This window comes from Paenibacillus sp. VTT E-133291 (assembly GCF_002264395.1).
In the GTDB taxonomy this organism is placed as follows: domain Bacteria; phylum Bacillota; class Bacilli; order Paenibacillales; family Paenibacillaceae; genus Paenibacillus_AQ; species Paenibacillus_AQ nitricinens.
In genome coordinates this window covers 1-15,331 of record NZ_NFVA01000124.1, presented here as the reverse complement: position 1 = coordinate 15,331, position 15,331 = coordinate 1, and the positions used below count along the sequence as shown (strand labels likewise).

Genomic DNA, 15,331 nt, shown 5'->3' with positions numbered 1-15,331 from the left:
TTCGCCCGAAAGCTTTCCGTAGGAAAGCTCGCTTCGTAAGCATACGCTTATGTTTGGATTTCTACCGCAGATAGCGGTTTAAATCAGGAAATCCAAACATAACAGCGATCGGAAGTCCAAACATTCCTTGTAATAGCTCCCGTATAACCACCAAACAAATCCCGAATGCCCCGCAAACGCGCTCTAAATTAAAATAAGATGAGGTGTCCCAAGTGTCGGAAGCTTATAAAAACGCCGGAGTGGATATTGCGGCTGGTAACGAAGCGGTAGAACGCATGAAAAAGCACGTAAAACGTACTTACCGTCCAGAAGTAATGACGGATCTTGGTGGGTTCGGAGCGTTGTTTGGCCTCAATAAAGATAAATATGAAGAGCCAGTGCTCGTATCGGGAACTGATGGTGTAGGCACGAAGCTCAAAATCGCGTTCGCGGCGGATCGCCATGACACGATTGGGATCGATGCTGTAGCTATGTGCGTGAACGACATTGTAGTGCAAGGCGCGGAGCCGTTATTTTTCCTCGACTATCTGGCTTGCGACAAAGTCGTGCCGGAGAAAATCGAAGCGATTGTAGCAGGAATCGCAGAGGGCTGTCACCAAGCAGGTTGTGCGCTGATTGGCGGCGAAACGGCTGAAATGCCAGGCATGTATTCAGCGGGCGAATATGATATCGCTGGATTCACAGTTGGCGTAGCTGACAAAGCGAAGCTGGTAACAGGCGCTAACATCGCTGCTGGAGATACAGTGATTGGTTTGGCTTCCAGTGGGGTGCACAGCAACGGCTTCTCGCTGGTGCGTAAGCTTTTGCTTGAGGAAGATGGCTATGGCCTGAATGATGTGCTTCCGGAGCTTGGAGCTCCGCTTGTCGATGTCCTTCTGGCACCAACTAAGATTTATGTGAAGCCTTTGCTGGCGCTCTTGGAGCAGCTTCCGGTGAAAGGGATGGCACATATTACGGGTGGCGGATTCATCGAGAACATCCCGCGCGTATTGCCTGACGGTGTAGATGTGGAGATTAATTACGGATCGTGGCCGATTCTGCCGATCTTCGGATTGATGCAGAACAAAGGAAACGTAAGTAACCGTGATATGTTTACTACTTTTAATATGGGAATTGGACTTGTTCTGGTTGTTAGTGCTGCTGATGGAGAACATGCCCTTGAACTGCTCAAAGCGAGCGGAGAAGAGGCTTATATCATTGGTAAAGTGACAGAAGGGGAACGCAAAGTAACCTTTACTGGAGCTGAAGTGTGATGCAATTAAGTCGAATCGCTGTTTTTGCTTCTGGGCAAGGCAGTAATTTTGCTGCACTGATCGATGCACAGAGAGCAGGCTTGCTTGGTGAGGGCAATATTGAGCTGCTTGTATCTGACAAGCCAGAGGCACCTGTAGCTAAGCGAGCGGAGGATGCGGGCATTCCCGCCCTCTTGCTGCGGCCAAAAGACTTCGCCAGCCGTGAACTCTACGAAGCAGAGATTGTAGCAGAGCTTCAGCGGCGGGAAATCGGGCTGGTTGTGCTGGCAGGATACATGCGTCTTATTACGCCAGTGCTTTTAACGCCGTATGCTGGACGAATTATTAACATTCATCCATCGCTGCTGCCTGCTTTTGCAGGAAAAGATGCAATCGGACAAGCGCTGGATTATGGCGTGAAGCTGACGGGTGTTACTGTGCATTTTGTCGATGGAGGTATGGATACCGGGCCTGTTATTGCTCAGCGCAGCGTAGCCCTGCAGGATAACGACACGGCGGATTCATTGGCAGAACGTATTCATAAGGTTGAGTATGAGCTGTATCCCGAAGTGGTTGGCGCTATTGCCAGCGGGAAAGTGGAACTGAGTGGAAGAAAGGCGATTATCCGCGAAAAGTAAGCTGCTCCACAGCCATTCGAAGTTTTGGGTCGACATTTGGTGACAGACCGAGCTGTTTCAGGGTATTTCTCGGGAAATATTGCATAAGCGGCGTTCTGTGTCGCGTTGTGGGTTTTCTTCAAAATATAAGAAAGTATAAGTTTGTACAACCTGAAGGGGGACTATTCAAAGTGAGTATCAAAAGAGCGCTAGTCAGCGTATCGGATAAACAAGGTATCGTGGATTTTTGCCGCGAGTTGTCTGCATTAGGCGTAGAAATTATCTCTACAGGTGGAACAAGCACGCTTTTGGCTAAAGAAGGTGTTCCAGTCATCGGGATTTCCGATGTGACAGGATTCCCGGAAATCATGGACGGACGTGTCAAAACCTTGCACCCTGCTGTACACAGCGGATTGCTTGCGGTTCGTGATAATGAGGAGCACACGCGTCAAATGAAAGAGCTGGGTCTGGATTACATCGATCTGGTTGTTGTGAATCTGTATCCGTTCGCGGAAACGATCGCAAAACCTGACGTATCCTACGAGGAAGCCATCGAGAATATCGATATCGGCGGACCTACAATGCTGCGTTCTGCGGCGAAGAACCATGCTTTTGTGAGTGTAGTGGTGGATGCTAATGACTACGCTACAGTGCTTGAAGAAGTTCGCGCAGGTGGAGATACAACGCTAGAAACACGCAAACGTCTTGCGGCAAAAGTGTTCCGTCATACGGCGGCTTACGATGCCTTAATTTCCGATTATTTGGCTAACGTTACTGGCGAGCCTCTACCAGAGCGCTACACCGTGACTTATGAGAAAATTCAGGATCTGCGTTATGGTGAGAACCCGCATCAAAAAGCGGCTTTCTATCGCAAGCCATTGGCGGCACTGGATACACTCACTGCGGCTGAGCAATTGCACGGCAAAGAGTTGTCTTACAACAATATCAATGATGCAAACGCAGCACTGCAAATTGTGAAAGAATTTGAAGAGCCTGCTGTCGTAGCGGTTAAACATATGAACCCTTGTGGTGTAGGTGCGGGTGAAAGTGTATACGAAGCTTATCAAAAAGCTTATAACGCGGATCCAACTTCTATCTTTGGTGGGATTGTAGCAGCAAACCGCATTATTGATGCAGACACAGCAAATCTGCTGAAAGATATTTTCCTCGAAATCGTGTTGGCACCAGGCTTTACGGAAGAAGCACTGGAAATCCTTACGAAGAAAAAGAATCTCCGTTTGCTTAAAATCGGTAATCTTAGTACGGCTAGTGCGCGTAAGAGCAGCTTCGTAGTTACCTCCATCGATGGAGGAATGGTTGTACAGGAGAGCGATGTGCACTCTGTGAACCCGGATGATCTACAAGTTGTTACGGACCGTAAACCAACCGAAGAAGAATTGAAGCAGTTGTTGTTCGGATGGAAAGTAGTTAAGCATGTGAAGTCTAATGCGATTGTACTGGCTGCTGATGATATGACTGTTGGCGTAGGTGCAGGACAAATGAACCGTGTCGGTGCAGCTAAAATTGCCATCGAACAAGCTGGTGAAAAATCTAAGGGAGCCGTACTCGCTTCCGACGCTTTCTTCCCCATGGGCGATACGCTTGAAATGGCAGCAAAGGCAGGAATCACTGCTGTGATTCAGCCTGGCGGCTCCATTAAAGACGAAGAATCGATTAAGGTCGCTAATGCGTATGGTATTGCTATGGTCTTCACAGGCGTCCGTCATTTCAAACACTAGAGCACTGGGAGGATCATATTCTAATGGATATTTTAGTGGTTGGCGGTGGCGGCCGGGAACATGCGATAATCTGGAGTCTTTCCCAAAGCCCCAAAGCAGGTAAAATCTATTGCGCACCCGGCAACGCCGGGATTGCGCAGTTAGCCGAATGTGTGCCGATCGGAGTCTTTGAGTTCGATCGTCTGACGGCTTTTGCGAAAGAGAAGGAAGTAGGTCTTGTTGTCATCGGGCCAGATGATCCGCTCGCTGCTGGGATTGTGGACGCTTTTGAAGCACAGGATATTCCTGTGTTTGGCCCACGCAAGAATGCGGCGGAGATCGAAGGCAGTAAAACCTTTATGAAGGATCTTCTGCATAAATATAATATTCCGACAGCAGCCTATGAGAAATTCGACGACTATGAAGCTGCGCTAGCTTATTTGCGGGAACAGCCGCTTCCGATCGTAATCAAGGCAGATGGGCTGGCAGCAGGCAAAGGCGTGACAGTAGCTTATTCTCGGGAAGAAGCTGAGCTAGCGCTCGCTGATATTATGGTCACTAAGGTATTCGGTGAAGCAGGCGCTCAGGTTGTTATTGAGGAATTTCTAGCTGGACAGGAAATGTCGATTTTGGCATTTGTCGATGGAGAAACGGTACGTCCTATGGCTGCTGCTCAGGATCATAAGCCGGTATTTGATGGAGATAAAGGTCCTAATACCGGTGGAATGGGTACCTATTCGCCTTTACCACATATTGATGAGGCCATTATCCAAGAAGCGATTGAGACTATCATTAAGCCGACAGCAAAAGCCATGGTGGACGAAGGTCGTCCTTTCAGCGGTGTACTGTTTGCGGGACTGATGATTTCTCCAGAGGGGAAACCGAAGACGATTGAATTTAATGCCCGTTTCGGTGATCCTGAGACACAAGTCGTGTTGCCTAGACTCAAGAGTGACTTGCTAGAAATCTTTCTGGCAGTCACAGAGGGCAGACTTACAGATATCGACATTGAATGGAGCGACGAAGCGGCTGTATGCGTAGTTCTCGCTTCGGGAGGATATCCAGGTCCTTATCCAAAGGGTGTACCCATTGAAGGTCTTGAAGACAGCCAAGGAGGGCTAATCTTCCATGCTGGTACGGCGCGTGGTGAAGACGGAAGCTGGGTGACGAATGGTGGTCGGGTACTAGGCGTGGTAGGCCTAGGTGCTACGATTGCTGAAGCTCGTGCTGTAGCTTACGCTAGGGCAGAAGGAATCACTTTTTCCGGGAAACAAAATCGTACCGATATCGCTATGAAGGCATTGGTATAAGGATAAAGAACTGTATCTAGCATTTTTTTGCGCTTTAAGTCCTAAAAAAGGACTGACAAGTGATAGAAGAAGTGCTATAATACTACACGTACGGGGGAAAATGTGCGGATATATACAGATAAGGGCCTTTCCGATCATGGGAAGGCCCTTTTAAATCGGAGTCCTTCAGACTTTGTGCAGTAACCTTATAAAGGATGCCTCGTGCCTGGAAATGATGATACTTATAGTGCATACTAGCGATTACGCTTATGGCGAATGGCTACTCACAGATTTAAGGAGGAATTCGTTTTGAGTAAGATTGGAAGAAATGACTTGTGTCCTTGCGGAAGCGGGAAAAAATATAAGAAATGCTGTCTTGGTAAAGAAACTTCTGCCGTAGAGTCCATCATGCAGCTTGTAAACAAGGAAGAAGCAGCAGCTAGCGAGACTGTGGCTGAGAAACAGGAACCCGTTGCACAACCTGAAGTGAAGCTTACTCTTGCTACGCTTAGAAAAAAAGTAACACGTGATCTGAATTGGGAGCATCCGGCACATGAACAACTGGCGCTGCACCTTATTGAGAGCATGAGAGAAAGCTATGATAGAGAGCTTATTTGGGAAGCTTTAGTTCTGTGGAATGGTTATTCCCGTAAGACTAAACCTGCTGTGAAGAAAATGGGCTCTTTCTGCGCGGCGATCGAATTTATTTTGTCTGAAGAATATGGCTTCTCCCTAACACAAGCGGATCTTGCTACCAAACATGAGGTTACTACGCCTACCATCTCTAGAAAAGTTAAAGAGATGCTCAATTACATTGAGGAATACGGCATGGGTGGTGCGGAAGAAGAATTACTTTTGCTGAACATCTCAGGCAGTCCGAAGGATCAGGAGCAAGCACTATTACAAAAGGCTATGCAAACCAATTCATCCAACCGCCGGATACAGTTAGCTGAAGCCGCATTAGAGGTTTATCCGGACAGTCCGGATGCTTATCTCATTTTGGCTGAGGAAGCAGAGAATGAAGCAGATGCTCGTGCTTTCCTGAAAGCAGGGATGGAAGCGGGTGCGCGTGAGCTGGGAGAAGCTTTTTTTGCAGAGAATAAAGGACATTTCTGGGGCCTCCACGAGACGCGTCCATACATTCGAATCTGTAAAAGCTACGCTGACTCCTGCTGGTTTAGCGGAAATGCTGAAGAAGCACAAAAAGTACTTGAGCATATTCTTGAATTGAATCCTGAAGATAACACTGGTGCGCGTTACCTTCTTACGGCTGCGTATCTCTACACCAATAAGCTCAAGAAGACAGAAAATGTTCTGGAGAAGTTTGGTAATGATGCAGCGGCGACAGTAGCTTACGACCGTATGGTCTTAGAATATAAAAAGAATGGGATTACGTCCCAACTGAAAATGTTGTACCGCGTAGCGCGGAATGTGAACAAGCATGTGCCTGATTATTTGTTAGGGCTCAAAAGATTGCCGCATAATCTTCCGGATTTTGTGGGGATGGGCGACGCTAATGAAGCTATCGAATATGTGATTGTACACTCACGTTTGTGGACAAGCCTACCTGATCTATTGAAGTGGATGCTGAAGCAACAGGATTAGTAGAATTCAGATCTTGGACGTACATGAACTTAAGAGACTATAGGAGATTCCTGTAGTCTCTTTTTAATATAAAAAAGTATGAGATTTGAATTAATAATTGTATTGTGTACAGCGGACAATGCTTGAAAAAATGTCTTTGGGAGAGTATGTTTACAAGAAGTAGAATGAATAGATGATAGTGAGGCGAGAGGGTTATGAGAGAAGAGGAAGACCGAATCGTAGGAATGGAAGATATCGTACGGGCTCATCACGTACTGCGGGAGGTCATCATCCGGACTCCACTACAGCGTGACGCCGTACTATCGGCCAAGTATGATTGCGATGTGTATTTGAAGCGTGAGGATTTGCAAATTGTGCGCTCCTTCAAAATTCGCGGAGCTTATAATATGATTCGTAGTTTGTCAGCAGAAGATAGAGCCAAAGGCATTGTCTGTGCGAGTGCAGGAAATCATGCGCAAGGTGTAGCCTATTCCTGTAAGGCGCTTGGAATTAAGGGCAAGATCTATATGCCAACCACGACACCTAACCAGAAGATCAAACAAGTTCGGAAATTCGGCGGTGAGTTCGTTGAAGTCATCCTGAAGGGCGATACCTTCGATGATGCTTATGATGAAGCGCTGCAAGCTTGTATAGACCATAGTATGACGTTGATCCACCCGTTTGATGAGCCGAGAATTATTGCAGGCAATGGAACGATAGCTATGGAAGTAATGGAGAATCTGGACCATCCTGCAGATTTCATGTTCGTAACGATTGGTGGGGGCGGTCTGGCAGCAGGAATAGCCACTTATGTGAAGACGGTGAGTCCATCCACTAAGTTGATTGGTGTGGAACCGCTTGGTGCTGCTTCAATGACTGAAGCGATCAAACTTGGAGAAGTGGTAACGCTAAAAGAAATTAACAAGTTCGTGGACGGAGCGGCTGTAAAGCGCGTTGGCGGACTGACTTATGATATTTGTTCCCGGCATCTGGATGATATCGTGATGGTGCCTGAAGGCAAGGCTTGTACCACCATTCTGGAGCTGTATAACGAGAATGCTATAGTGGTTGAGCCGGCAGGTTCCTTACCTATTGCAGCACTAGATCAATACCGTGATCAAATCCGCGGGAAGACGGTCGTATGTATCATCAGTGGTGGTAACAACGATATTGACCGTATGCAGGAGATCAAAGAGCGGTCACTGATTTACGAAGGCTTAAAGCACTACTTCATGGTGAACTTTCCACAACGGGCAGGTGCCCTGCGTGAGTTCTTGGACGAAATCCTCGGTCCAGAGGATGATATTACCCGTTTCGAGTACATCAAGAAGCATGATAAAGAGAATGGTCCCGCGCTTGTAGGCATAGAGCTATTGTCCATTGAGGCTTATGAACCACTTATCGAACGGATGCAGCAGAAGGGTGTAGATTATGTAGAAATCAATAAGGATTCCAATCTCTTTAACATCCTTATTTAATTTCTTTCATCACTTTAATCATTTCGGTAATGAACATAGAAAGGCCCGTCCCGGAATGAATGGGGACGGGCCTTTTGTATATCATACTAGAGAGGTAATTCAGTCTTACGGTATTGTTCGACTTCATCTGTTAATTTATAATCTTTGTCTTTCATCAATTTCATGAAGCCATCTAGTTTCTGCAGGAATGGGCTGTTGTCTTTATTCTTGGTGAGAATGCTAGAGTAGGCTTTCTGCGCCTCCAAGTCCATTTCAAGATTGTCATAATGGAAAAGGGGCGTGTTATTCTGGCCGTAAAACGTATTGTTAACATAGATAGAATATAAGGATTTCACAGCTGAAATTCGGTTCGATTTCGGATGATTTTGAATAAATTGCTCTTGAGACAGTGCTCGTGCAGCTACATCGGTCCAACCAATGACCAGCCCGTTATCCTTGGAGGAGGGCAGATCAGATTCCGTAGCCATAATGGATAGATACGCGCTGATATCGTCAGTGACATAAAGCTTATATTTGCGGTAAGCCTCATAATCGATCACCGGGAAAAAAGTGCCTTCCGCGGTCTCCAGTTTATATCCATTTTCGCTGGCACTCTTTAGCAGTGTGCGCAGAGTGAGGTCTTCTGTGGCATCAGCAAGGGTCTTCATGCTAGCGCCAGCCTTATAGATGGCGGTGAGCTTCCGCTGGACATTGCTGGTACTGAATTTGCTCTCCCACGCCGGAAGCGCTGCCTTGTGCAAATTCTCAAGCTTCAGTGTCATTATCGTGGCACGATACGAACCTACCGCATACATATTGGCGTTCAAATATTTAATAGCTTCGGGTAACTTATTAGAGGAAGATAACAGCGGCAATGCAGCTTTATAGATAGCCTCCGCATGATTATTGCTTGCTGTCATAGGATTTGCTTTAGCGCCTCCCACAGGAGGGCTGGCAGCGCCTTCAGCTTGAATCGTTCCTATAGGTACAGCGCCTAATCCCAATGTTACTGCTAGAACAGAATAGAAAATATATTGCTTCTTATTCATGAAAGATCCCCCTGTCTATCGGATGAAGTACGGGTGGAGCATGACTACTATTTTTTGAAAAATATAAATTTTAGTCCAATGGCCCCGATCAGGGAAACAATTAAGCTTACCCACGGGGATAAGGTGATGACCGGAAATAACCGGTCGAGGTACAAGCCAATGAATACGGCAACTACGGCGATTCCGATATATACGCCAAGGCCCTTGATATCAAAGGGTTGGGCTTTAGGTGCATCCCCTTCAGACAAAGAGGTTAACCATTTCATAATAAGTTCGATTAAGATAATGGAACCTGCCCCCACAGCGAAGAGTGTGAAGAGGCTAATCTGTCCGAACATCCCGGGTGAACCGTTAGTCCATTGCAAGAAAAGTCCACCTATAGCTAAGATCCCGAACAAACAGGTTAGAGCCGCGCAGGGAATCATCAAGTAATAGTTCCATTTGCTGCGCGCTGGGCGTGTGGGAACGCTGTCTATGATCTCTTTAAAATAATCATCCGGATTCTCGCCAAACACCTGTTTAGCGTTTTTACCTTTTTTTTGTTCTTTCAGAAGCAGCTTGGCTGCATCCAGTAAAAGTTCTTCAGCGCGGAGAGCTTCTACCCTACTGGCCCGCATCGTTAGGATCATATCTTCAAAATAGGATCGATTGAAAGGCGTCATCTGCTCGCGCAGGGCGTTATTTTCCTTAATCATATCTTTCACTTTCATAATAGGGATGTAAACCTCCAGTAGTGTTAATCGGTATAGTCTTTAACCTAGAGTATACGTTTGCCTGATAGGTCTGCGCAAGGACAAGCATTTCTATTTTCCTATGCATAATCCTTTTATAAGAGTGAACACTGATAATGTTGTTGCTTGATCAATATAGCTTTGGGAAAGGTTGGGAGCTTTATGGAACATGAGAACAAGAAGGAACAGGGAACAGTCATGGGCAACGGTTCTGAGCCTACGCCCAATCATTCAATGGGGGATTGGGGCGGATCCGATGGATTCAGCATGTGGAATTCCACGGAAGAACCTGCAGCAGAGGGCCTGAGTAAGGATTGGGAAGGCAGTCAAGAAACCCATGAGATGTTTAACAACAGCTATGATTGATTGACGACCCTGGAAGCTCATCTTGTGATTGAAAAAAAACAGCCAGTCTCCATTATTGTGGAGACTGGCTGTTTGACGTTCCGCTTTATACGCCGAATTTGCTCTTGCAAATTACTAGGATCTGTCCCGTTCCTGTTGACAATATGAACGAATTCTTTATAATAAGAATATAATTCACACTAAGTTAATCGGAATTCTAATAAATTAAAATAATGATTAAATATAGGAGGTTACGGCAATGGAACGGAATATTGTAATCCGGCATAACGGCGAAGAATTGACAGCGAGCATCCATTATCCGAGTAAAGAGAAGGGGACTTCCACACGTTGCAAGGACAGATTGCCATTAGCTGTAATCTGCCATGGATTTGTGGGTAACCGGATTGGAGTCGATCGGATCTTTGTCAAAGCAGCGCGTGAGCTGGCGCAAGACGGGTATATGGTCATTCGATTTGATTATGCGGGCTGCGGAGAGAGCAGCGGTAATTACGGCGGGGAGGATATGGAGTCGATGATTGCTCAGACTAGAGCGGTGCTCGATTACGGAATTAGCTCTGCCGATGTGGATCCACAGCGTGTGACGCTTATTGGCCACAGTTTGGGTGGGGCGGTTGCGCTTCTGACAAGTATTCGTGATCGCCGTGTGAAGAATCTCGTGCTGTGGGCCTCCGTAGGTTACCCCTTCAATGATATTGTGAAGATTGTAGGGCGGGAGGCGTATGATCGATCGGTGAAGAATGGATCAGCGGATTACGTGGGCTACTCATTCACACCGGTATATTTTAATTCTTTGGCGGCCTTCCAGCCTTTCCAAGAGGCTAGTAAATTCAGCGGTGATGTGCTCGTCATTCATGGTACGTCTGACGATGTCATCCCCGTGGATTATGCATTCCTTTATCAGAAATTATTCTGGACGCGTCCAGAGGGACGATGCGATAAAGAGATCATTTTTCAAGGTGATCATACCTTTTCGTCTGGTCCGGCACAGCAGCAACTGCTTAAGCGGACAAGAGAGTGGATGAACGAGCAGGAGCATGTGCAGACAGAATGGCAAAATTGGATGATATAGGTGATGGACTTTACTCGCAATAACTTGAAATTAGCGGTAAAATAAAGATGCACACCATATACTGGGTTATGGAGGTTGGCATCCTATGAAATTACCGTCATTTTTTATCGCGCACGGTTCTCCGCTCCTCGCACTGGAGGATAACGAGTATACCCGTTTTCTGGAGCGGCTTGGTCAAGAACTAGAAGCACCACGGGGTATAGTAGTATTCTCAGCGCACTGGGATAGCCCAGAACAGCTACTCACCATGGATGAGAAGCACGAGACTCAACATGACTTCTACGGATTCCCTGAAGAAATGTATACGCTGACCTATCCAGCCCCAGGTGATCCTGCTCTAACCAAGCGGATTTCCGAGCTCTTTAAGGGTAACAATCTTTCACATCAGCCCGTTCAGGGGCGAGGACTCGATCACGGAGTCTGGGTAATACTGAAAAAAATGTTTCCGAAAGCCGATATTCCGGTAGTCGCTTTATCCGTCGATTCACTGCGTTCTCCCAAGGAACAGTACAATATCGGCCGGATGTTAGCTCCTCTGCGTGATGAAGGCATACTGCTGATAGGAAGCGGTGGACTTGTTCACAATTTACGGATGCTTAATGAAAGTGATCAGCCTGAAGAGTGGGCGCTTGAATTCGATGCGTGGATTGCCAAGGGATTAGAATCTTGGGATTTACCTTCACTGTTTGCTTATGAGAAAAAAGCTCCGCATGTTCGAGATGCGGTCCCATCTTACGGTAGAGAGCATTTCGCACCTCTCTTTTATGCGATGGGAACAGCGGACGGTAACAGGAAGGCAGAGCGTATATTTCAAGCGTATCAATATGGGACATTAAGCCTCAATTGCTGGAAGCTAGACTAAATGGATAAGATACACGCAGGGTGCAGCCGGAGATCGGCTGTGCCCTTTTTTAAAATATAAGAAAGTAAAAGTTTCACGCTATGCATTATCCTTATATTTCTCGCTTAAACGTGTATCATCCTAATAAGGACGCTGAAGTCGTTCATACTTGATGCAAGCGGATCAAGACAAATGGGACGGGCTGTGATTAAATGGAAGAAACCAATTAAGATACATAAAACGTTTTAGGAGGAACTACAAGCTTATGAAAGTAAATTGCTCTTCTTCCCGTCTGTTATCTGCCATTGTACTGAGTACCCTATTGCTCTCCGCTTGCGGAACAGAGAGTGCAAATAATGTAATTACCCCGACTCAGCAGCCTACCTCTGATCCCGCTCCTATTGAAACGATTCAACCATCGGCAACTCCAGATCCATCTGCTGAACTGATTTCCGGTTTAACAGGTCTTCCGGTTTCTGAAGACAGTCTCCCACGTCCCTTGGCCGTTATGATTAATAATGCTCCAGCTGCCCGGCCACAGTCGGGGGTGAGTGAAGCGGATATTTTATATGAGGTCCTTGCTGAAGGGGGCATTACGCGGCTGATTGGTATTTTTCAAAGTCATACTGGAGTGGTCAAAATCGGACCGATCCGCAGTATTCGCCCTTATCTGCTAGATATAGGTGAGAGCTACGGTGGTGTGACCGTGCATGCCGGGGGGAGCCCCGCGGCGTATGCCATTTTGCAAAAAGAGAAAAAAGCAGACATGGACGAGATTGGTCGTGCCGGAGCCTATTTCTGGCGGGACAAAGCACGTAAAGCCCCTCATAATCTCTACAGCAATGCAGCGAAGCTGCGGGAAGGTGCCGAGAAGCTGGGTTATGAGAAAAGTGTGAAGGTGCCAGGGTATCTTTTTAACAATCCAGACTACATACCGCCAGGCGGAGAACAGGCCGCTGAGTTTAGTGTAAACTTCTTACTTAAAAGCTATAAAATTGACTATAAATACGATACTCAGCTCCAGACCTATCAGCGTTACGTGAATGGCAAACCGCATATGGATCTGAACAACAATAAGCCGGTAGAAGCTGCAAATGTGCTGGTGATGGGATCCGATCATAAGGTACTTGATGATGTTGGGAGACTTCAGGTGGACGTGGAGCTTGGCGGAGAAGCACTGCTTTTTCAGCGGGGACAGGTCACGAAGGGCAGATGGTCGCGTGAGCCAGGTGATGTGATCCGGTTTGTGAAGGATGGTAAAGAAGAGCTGATGTATCCAGGAATCACCCATATTTTGGTCGTCCCTAATGCCCCTTCATTTAGCAGTCATGTGGTATACGGCGGATTAGATAGTGCAACCTAAGAAAGCCGGAATATCCAGTGATATACAGATTTGTGTTCGGAATTATGGGTAAGTGTTAATTGAGTGTAAAAAAGTTCATTTCTATAGCTTCTATACCTTCTACGGATATGTTAAGATAACAAGGGTTGTCATTCATTTTCATGCTTTTTACATATGGGTGACTCTGTACTCACGGTAATATTATGTAAAGGGGTTTAAAACAATGAAGTTGAGAAAAAAGGACATATTCTTTGAGACGCTGGAAAATATGGCGGATACCATTGTCCAAGCTGCAGATTATTTTGCTCAGAATATCACTGATCTCCAGAATAATGTCGATAGTTTCGCTGCAGAGATGAAGAAGTACGAATCCCAATGTGATACTTACACGCACACCGTAATTAAGGAATTGAACAAGACGTTCATTACGCCACTTGAGCGTGACGACATTATGGACTTGATTACAAGCATGGATGATGTCATTGATGGCTTGGAGGCATCTGCCTCACGTTTCTATATGTACAACCTTCTTGACCCGGATGAATACATTGTACAATTCGCCGAAATCCTTCGTCAGTGTGCTTATGAAATCCAAAAAGCGGTTCATTTGCTCTCACAGAAGAAGCTGCTTGCCATTCGTGAATATACGATCCGTCTGAATGACCTTGAGAATCAAGGGGACGAAGTCCTTCGTATTTGTACCAAAGCTCTATTTGAAACCGTTAAGGACCCGATTGAGCTGATTAAGCGCAAGGAATTATATGAGCGACTCGAGACCACTACAGATAAATGTGAAGATGTAGCCAACATGTTGGAATCGATCATCATGCGCAACTCATAAGGGGTACTAGAATATGGAAACATCGATATGGATTCTTGGAATTGTTATATTTCTCGCGCTTGCGTTTGACTTTATTAATGGATTCCATGATACAGCCAACGCAATTGCTACCTCTGTCTCTACACGTGCTTTAAAACCGCGAACTGCTATTATTATGGCGGCAGTGATGAATTTTGTCGGAGCTTTGATGTTTACAGGTGTAGCCAAGAAAATTGGCGGAAGCATCACAGACCCCACGTTGCTGGAAAATGGTCTGGATATCATCATAGCCACGCTGATTGCTGCGATTATTTGGAATTTGATTACCTGGTGGCTCGGAATTCCGTCCTCCTCCTCTCATGCACTGATCGGCGCGTTGGCTGGTGCAGTATATGTGGGTGCAGGATCGTCGCATATTAACTGGGGCGGGTTTGTGGAAATTGTCGAGGGCTTGATCTTCTCGCCAATTATTGCATTTGTTATCGGTTATATCATTATGACTGTCCTGAAATGGATTTTTGCAAAGCGTAGTCCACATACGGTCAACAAGGGCTTCCGTTCCATGCAGGTTGTGACGGCAGCATTACAGTCGTTTACTCATGGTACGAATGATGCGCAGAAGGCGATGGGGATCATTACCTTTGCCCTAGTTACATCAGGACGCCAAGAGTCTATGGATGTAATCCCTCTATGGGTTAAGATTGCTGCGGCTACGGCAATGGCACTCGGTACCTCCATTGGTGGCTGGAAGATTATCAAAACCATGGGTACGAAGATTTTCAAAATCGAGCCGATCAACGGCTTCGCGGCTGATATTTCCGCGGCTTCCGTTATTTTCTCAGCAACACTGCTGCATTTGCCAGTCAGCTCGACACATGCGATCACTTCCGCGATCTTGGGTGTTGGCTCCGCCAAACGGTTCTCTGCCGTGAAATGGGGAGTGGCTGGACGTATTGTAGTCACTTGGTTTATTACGATTCCAATCAGTGCGGTATTAGCTGGTCTGATTTTCAAAATCATTTTTTAAATCCCTTTAATAAAAAGATGTCAGTTAGCCTTTGGCTGCGGACATCTTTTTTTGTTGTATGGGTGAGGGAAGTTCGACCACGCATGATTCGATCCTCCCCCAGTGGGGGGGACTGATGGGGGGATGGATGAAAGGATGGCTGGACAGACTGACACAGACAGACAGAGACAGAGACAGAGACAGAGACAG

The 15,331-nt window shown here is 46.4% G+C and carries 14 protein-coding genes; 12 read left to right on the top strand and 2 right to left on the bottom strand.

The window, feature by feature from the left end; translation table 11 throughout:
- Positions 1–212 precede the first annotated feature (212 nt).
- The 6 genes from purM to ilvA all read left to right on the top strand — a co-directional run bounded on the left by purM (position 213) and on the right by ilvA (position 7,918).
- Complete coding sequence (gene purM, locus CA598_RS28935) at positions 213–1,253, top strand: phosphoribosylformylglycinamidine cyclo-ligase (protein WP_094878712.1); 1,041 nt, start codon at positions 213–215, stop codon at positions 1,251–1,253.
- Complete coding sequence (gene purN / locus CA598_RS28930) at positions 1,253–1,870, top strand: phosphoribosylglycinamide formyltransferase (protein WP_094878711.1); 618 nt, start codon at positions 1,253–1,255, stop codon at positions 1,868–1,870. Before purM ends, purN begins: the two co-directional genes overlap by 1 nt.
- Positions 1,871–2,040: 170 nt before the next feature.
- Positions 2,041–3,588 carry a bifunctional phosphoribosylaminoimidazolecarboxamide formyltransferase/IMP cyclohydrolase gene (gene purH, locus CA598_RS28925; protein ID WP_094874359.1) on the top strand — a complete coding sequence of 516 codons (1,548 nt, stop codon included), beginning with the start codon at positions 2,041–2,043 and terminating at the stop codon, positions 3,586–3,588.
- A gap of 23 nt (positions 3,589–3,611) precedes the next feature.
- Positions 3,612–4,877, top strand: coding sequence for a phosphoribosylamine--glycine ligase (gene purD / locus CA598_RS28920; protein ID WP_094878710.1), 1,266 nt, complete (start codon positions 3,612–3,614; stop codon positions 4,875–4,877).
- A gap of 288 nt (positions 4,878–5,165) precedes the next feature.
- A complete protein-coding gene (locus CA598_RS28915; protein ID WP_094874361.1) occupies positions 5,166–6,461 on the top strand; it encodes an SEC-C metal-binding domain-containing protein in 1,296 nt (431 codons plus the stop codon).
- A gap of 194 nt (positions 6,462–6,655) precedes the next feature.
- Complete coding sequence (gene ilvA, locus CA598_RS28910; protein WP_094874362.1) at positions 6,656–7,918, top strand: threonine ammonia-lyase IlvA; 1,263 nt, start codon at positions 6,656–6,658, stop codon at positions 7,916–7,918.
- Positions 7,919–8,004: 86 nt separating this feature from the next.
- Here the strand turns inward: ilvA and CA598_RS28905 are convergent, their stop codons facing one another.
- Positions 8,005–8,946: a hypothetical protein gene (locus CA598_RS28905; protein ID WP_094878709.1), complete on the bottom strand. Its 942-nt coding sequence runs from the start codon at positions 8,944–8,946 to the stop codon at positions 8,005–8,007.
- 47 nt (positions 8,947–8,993) lie between these two features.
- Entirely contained in the window at positions 8,994–9,656 is a 663-nt protein-coding gene (locus CA598_RS28900) for a DUF1129 family protein (protein ID WP_094874364.1), read from the bottom strand.
- 183 nt (positions 9,657–9,839) lie between these two features.
- On the opposite strand from CA598_RS28900, the gene CA598_RS28895 reads away from it, so the two are divergent.
- The 6 genes from CA598_RS28895 (at position 9,840) to CA598_RS28870 (ending at position 15,142) form a co-directional block, all read left to right on the top strand.
- The gene (locus tag CA598_RS28895; RefSeq protein WP_094874365.1) at positions 9,840–10,043 is read left to right on the top strand and encodes a hypothetical protein; all 204 of its coding nucleotides are present in this window, start codon (positions 9,840–9,842) and stop codon (positions 10,041–10,043) included.
- 238 nt (positions 10,044–10,281) lie between these two features.
- Positions 10,282–11,112: an alpha/beta hydrolase family protein gene (locus tag CA598_RS28890; protein ID WP_042124053.1), complete on the top strand. Its 831-nt coding sequence runs from the start codon at positions 10,282–10,284 to the stop codon at positions 11,110–11,112.
- A gap of 85 nt (positions 11,113–11,197) precedes the next feature.
- Entirely contained in the window at positions 11,198–11,974 is a 777-nt protein-coding gene (locus CA598_RS28885; RefSeq protein WP_094878708.1) for a DODA-type extradiol aromatic ring-opening family dioxygenase, read from the top strand.
- A 244-nt stretch (positions 11,975–12,218) separates the two neighbouring features.
- Positions 12,219–13,316 (top strand): DUF3048 domain-containing protein, encoded by a 1,098-nt coding sequence (locus tag CA598_RS28880; RefSeq protein ID WP_094878707.1) that lies wholly within the window; start codon positions 12,219–12,221, stop codon positions 13,314–13,316.
- Between the two features lie 202 nt (positions 13,317–13,518).
- Positions 13,519–14,136, top strand: coding sequence for a DUF47 domain-containing protein (locus tag CA598_RS28875; RefSeq protein ID WP_042184774.1), 618 nt, complete (start codon positions 13,519–13,521; stop codon positions 14,134–14,136).
- Between the two features lie 13 nt (positions 14,137–14,149).
- The gene (locus tag CA598_RS28870; RefSeq protein ID WP_094874368.1) at positions 14,150–15,142 is read left to right on the top strand and encodes an inorganic phosphate transporter; all 993 of its coding nucleotides are present in this window, start codon (positions 14,150–14,152) and stop codon (positions 15,140–15,142) included.
- The last annotated feature ends 189 nt before the right edge of the window (positions 15,143–15,331 follow it).

Excerpts from the sequence above, each read along its gene's own strand:
- CA598_RS28870 (WP_094874368.1), top strand. The coding sequence starts at position 14,150 with ATGGAAACATCGATATGGATTCTTGGAATTGTTATATTTCTCGCGCTT.
- ilvA (WP_094874362.1), top strand. The coding sequence starts at position 6,656 with ATGAGAGAAGAGGAAGACCGAATCGTAGGAATGGAAGATATCGTACGG.
- CA598_RS28905 (WP_094878709.1), bottom strand. The coding sequence starts at position 8,946 with ATGAATAAGAAGCAATATATTTTCTATTCTGTTCTAGCAGTAACATTG.
- CA598_RS28885 (WP_094878708.1), top strand. The coding sequence starts at position 11,198 with ATGAAATTACCGTCATTTTTTATCGCGCACGGTTCTCCGCTCCTCGCA.
- CA598_RS28890 (WP_042124053.1), top strand. The coding sequence starts at position 10,282 with ATGGAACGGAATATTGTAATCCGGCATAACGGCGAAGAATTGACAGCG.
- purD (WP_094878710.1), top strand. The coding sequence starts at position 3,612 with ATGGATATTTTAGTGGTTGGCGGTGGCGGCCGGGAACATGCGATAATC.
- CA598_RS28880 (WP_094878707.1), top strand. The coding sequence starts at position 12,219 with ATGAAAGTAAATTGCTCTTCTTCCCGTCTGTTATCTGCCATTGTACTG.
- CA598_RS28875 (WP_042184774.1), top strand. The coding sequence starts at position 13,519 with ATGAAGTTGAGAAAAAAGGACATATTCTTTGAGACGCTGGAAAATATG.
- purN (WP_094878711.1), top strand. The coding sequence starts at position 1,253 with ATGCAATTAAGTCGAATCGCTGTTTTTGCTTCTGGGCAAGGCAGTAAT.
- CA598_RS28900 (WP_094874364.1), bottom strand. The coding sequence starts at position 9,656 with ATGAAAGTGAAAGATATGATTAAGGAAAATAACGCCCTGCGCGAGCAG.
- CA598_RS28895 (WP_094874365.1), top strand. The coding sequence starts at position 9,840 with ATGGAACATGAGAACAAGAAGGAACAGGGAACAGTCATGGGCAACGGT.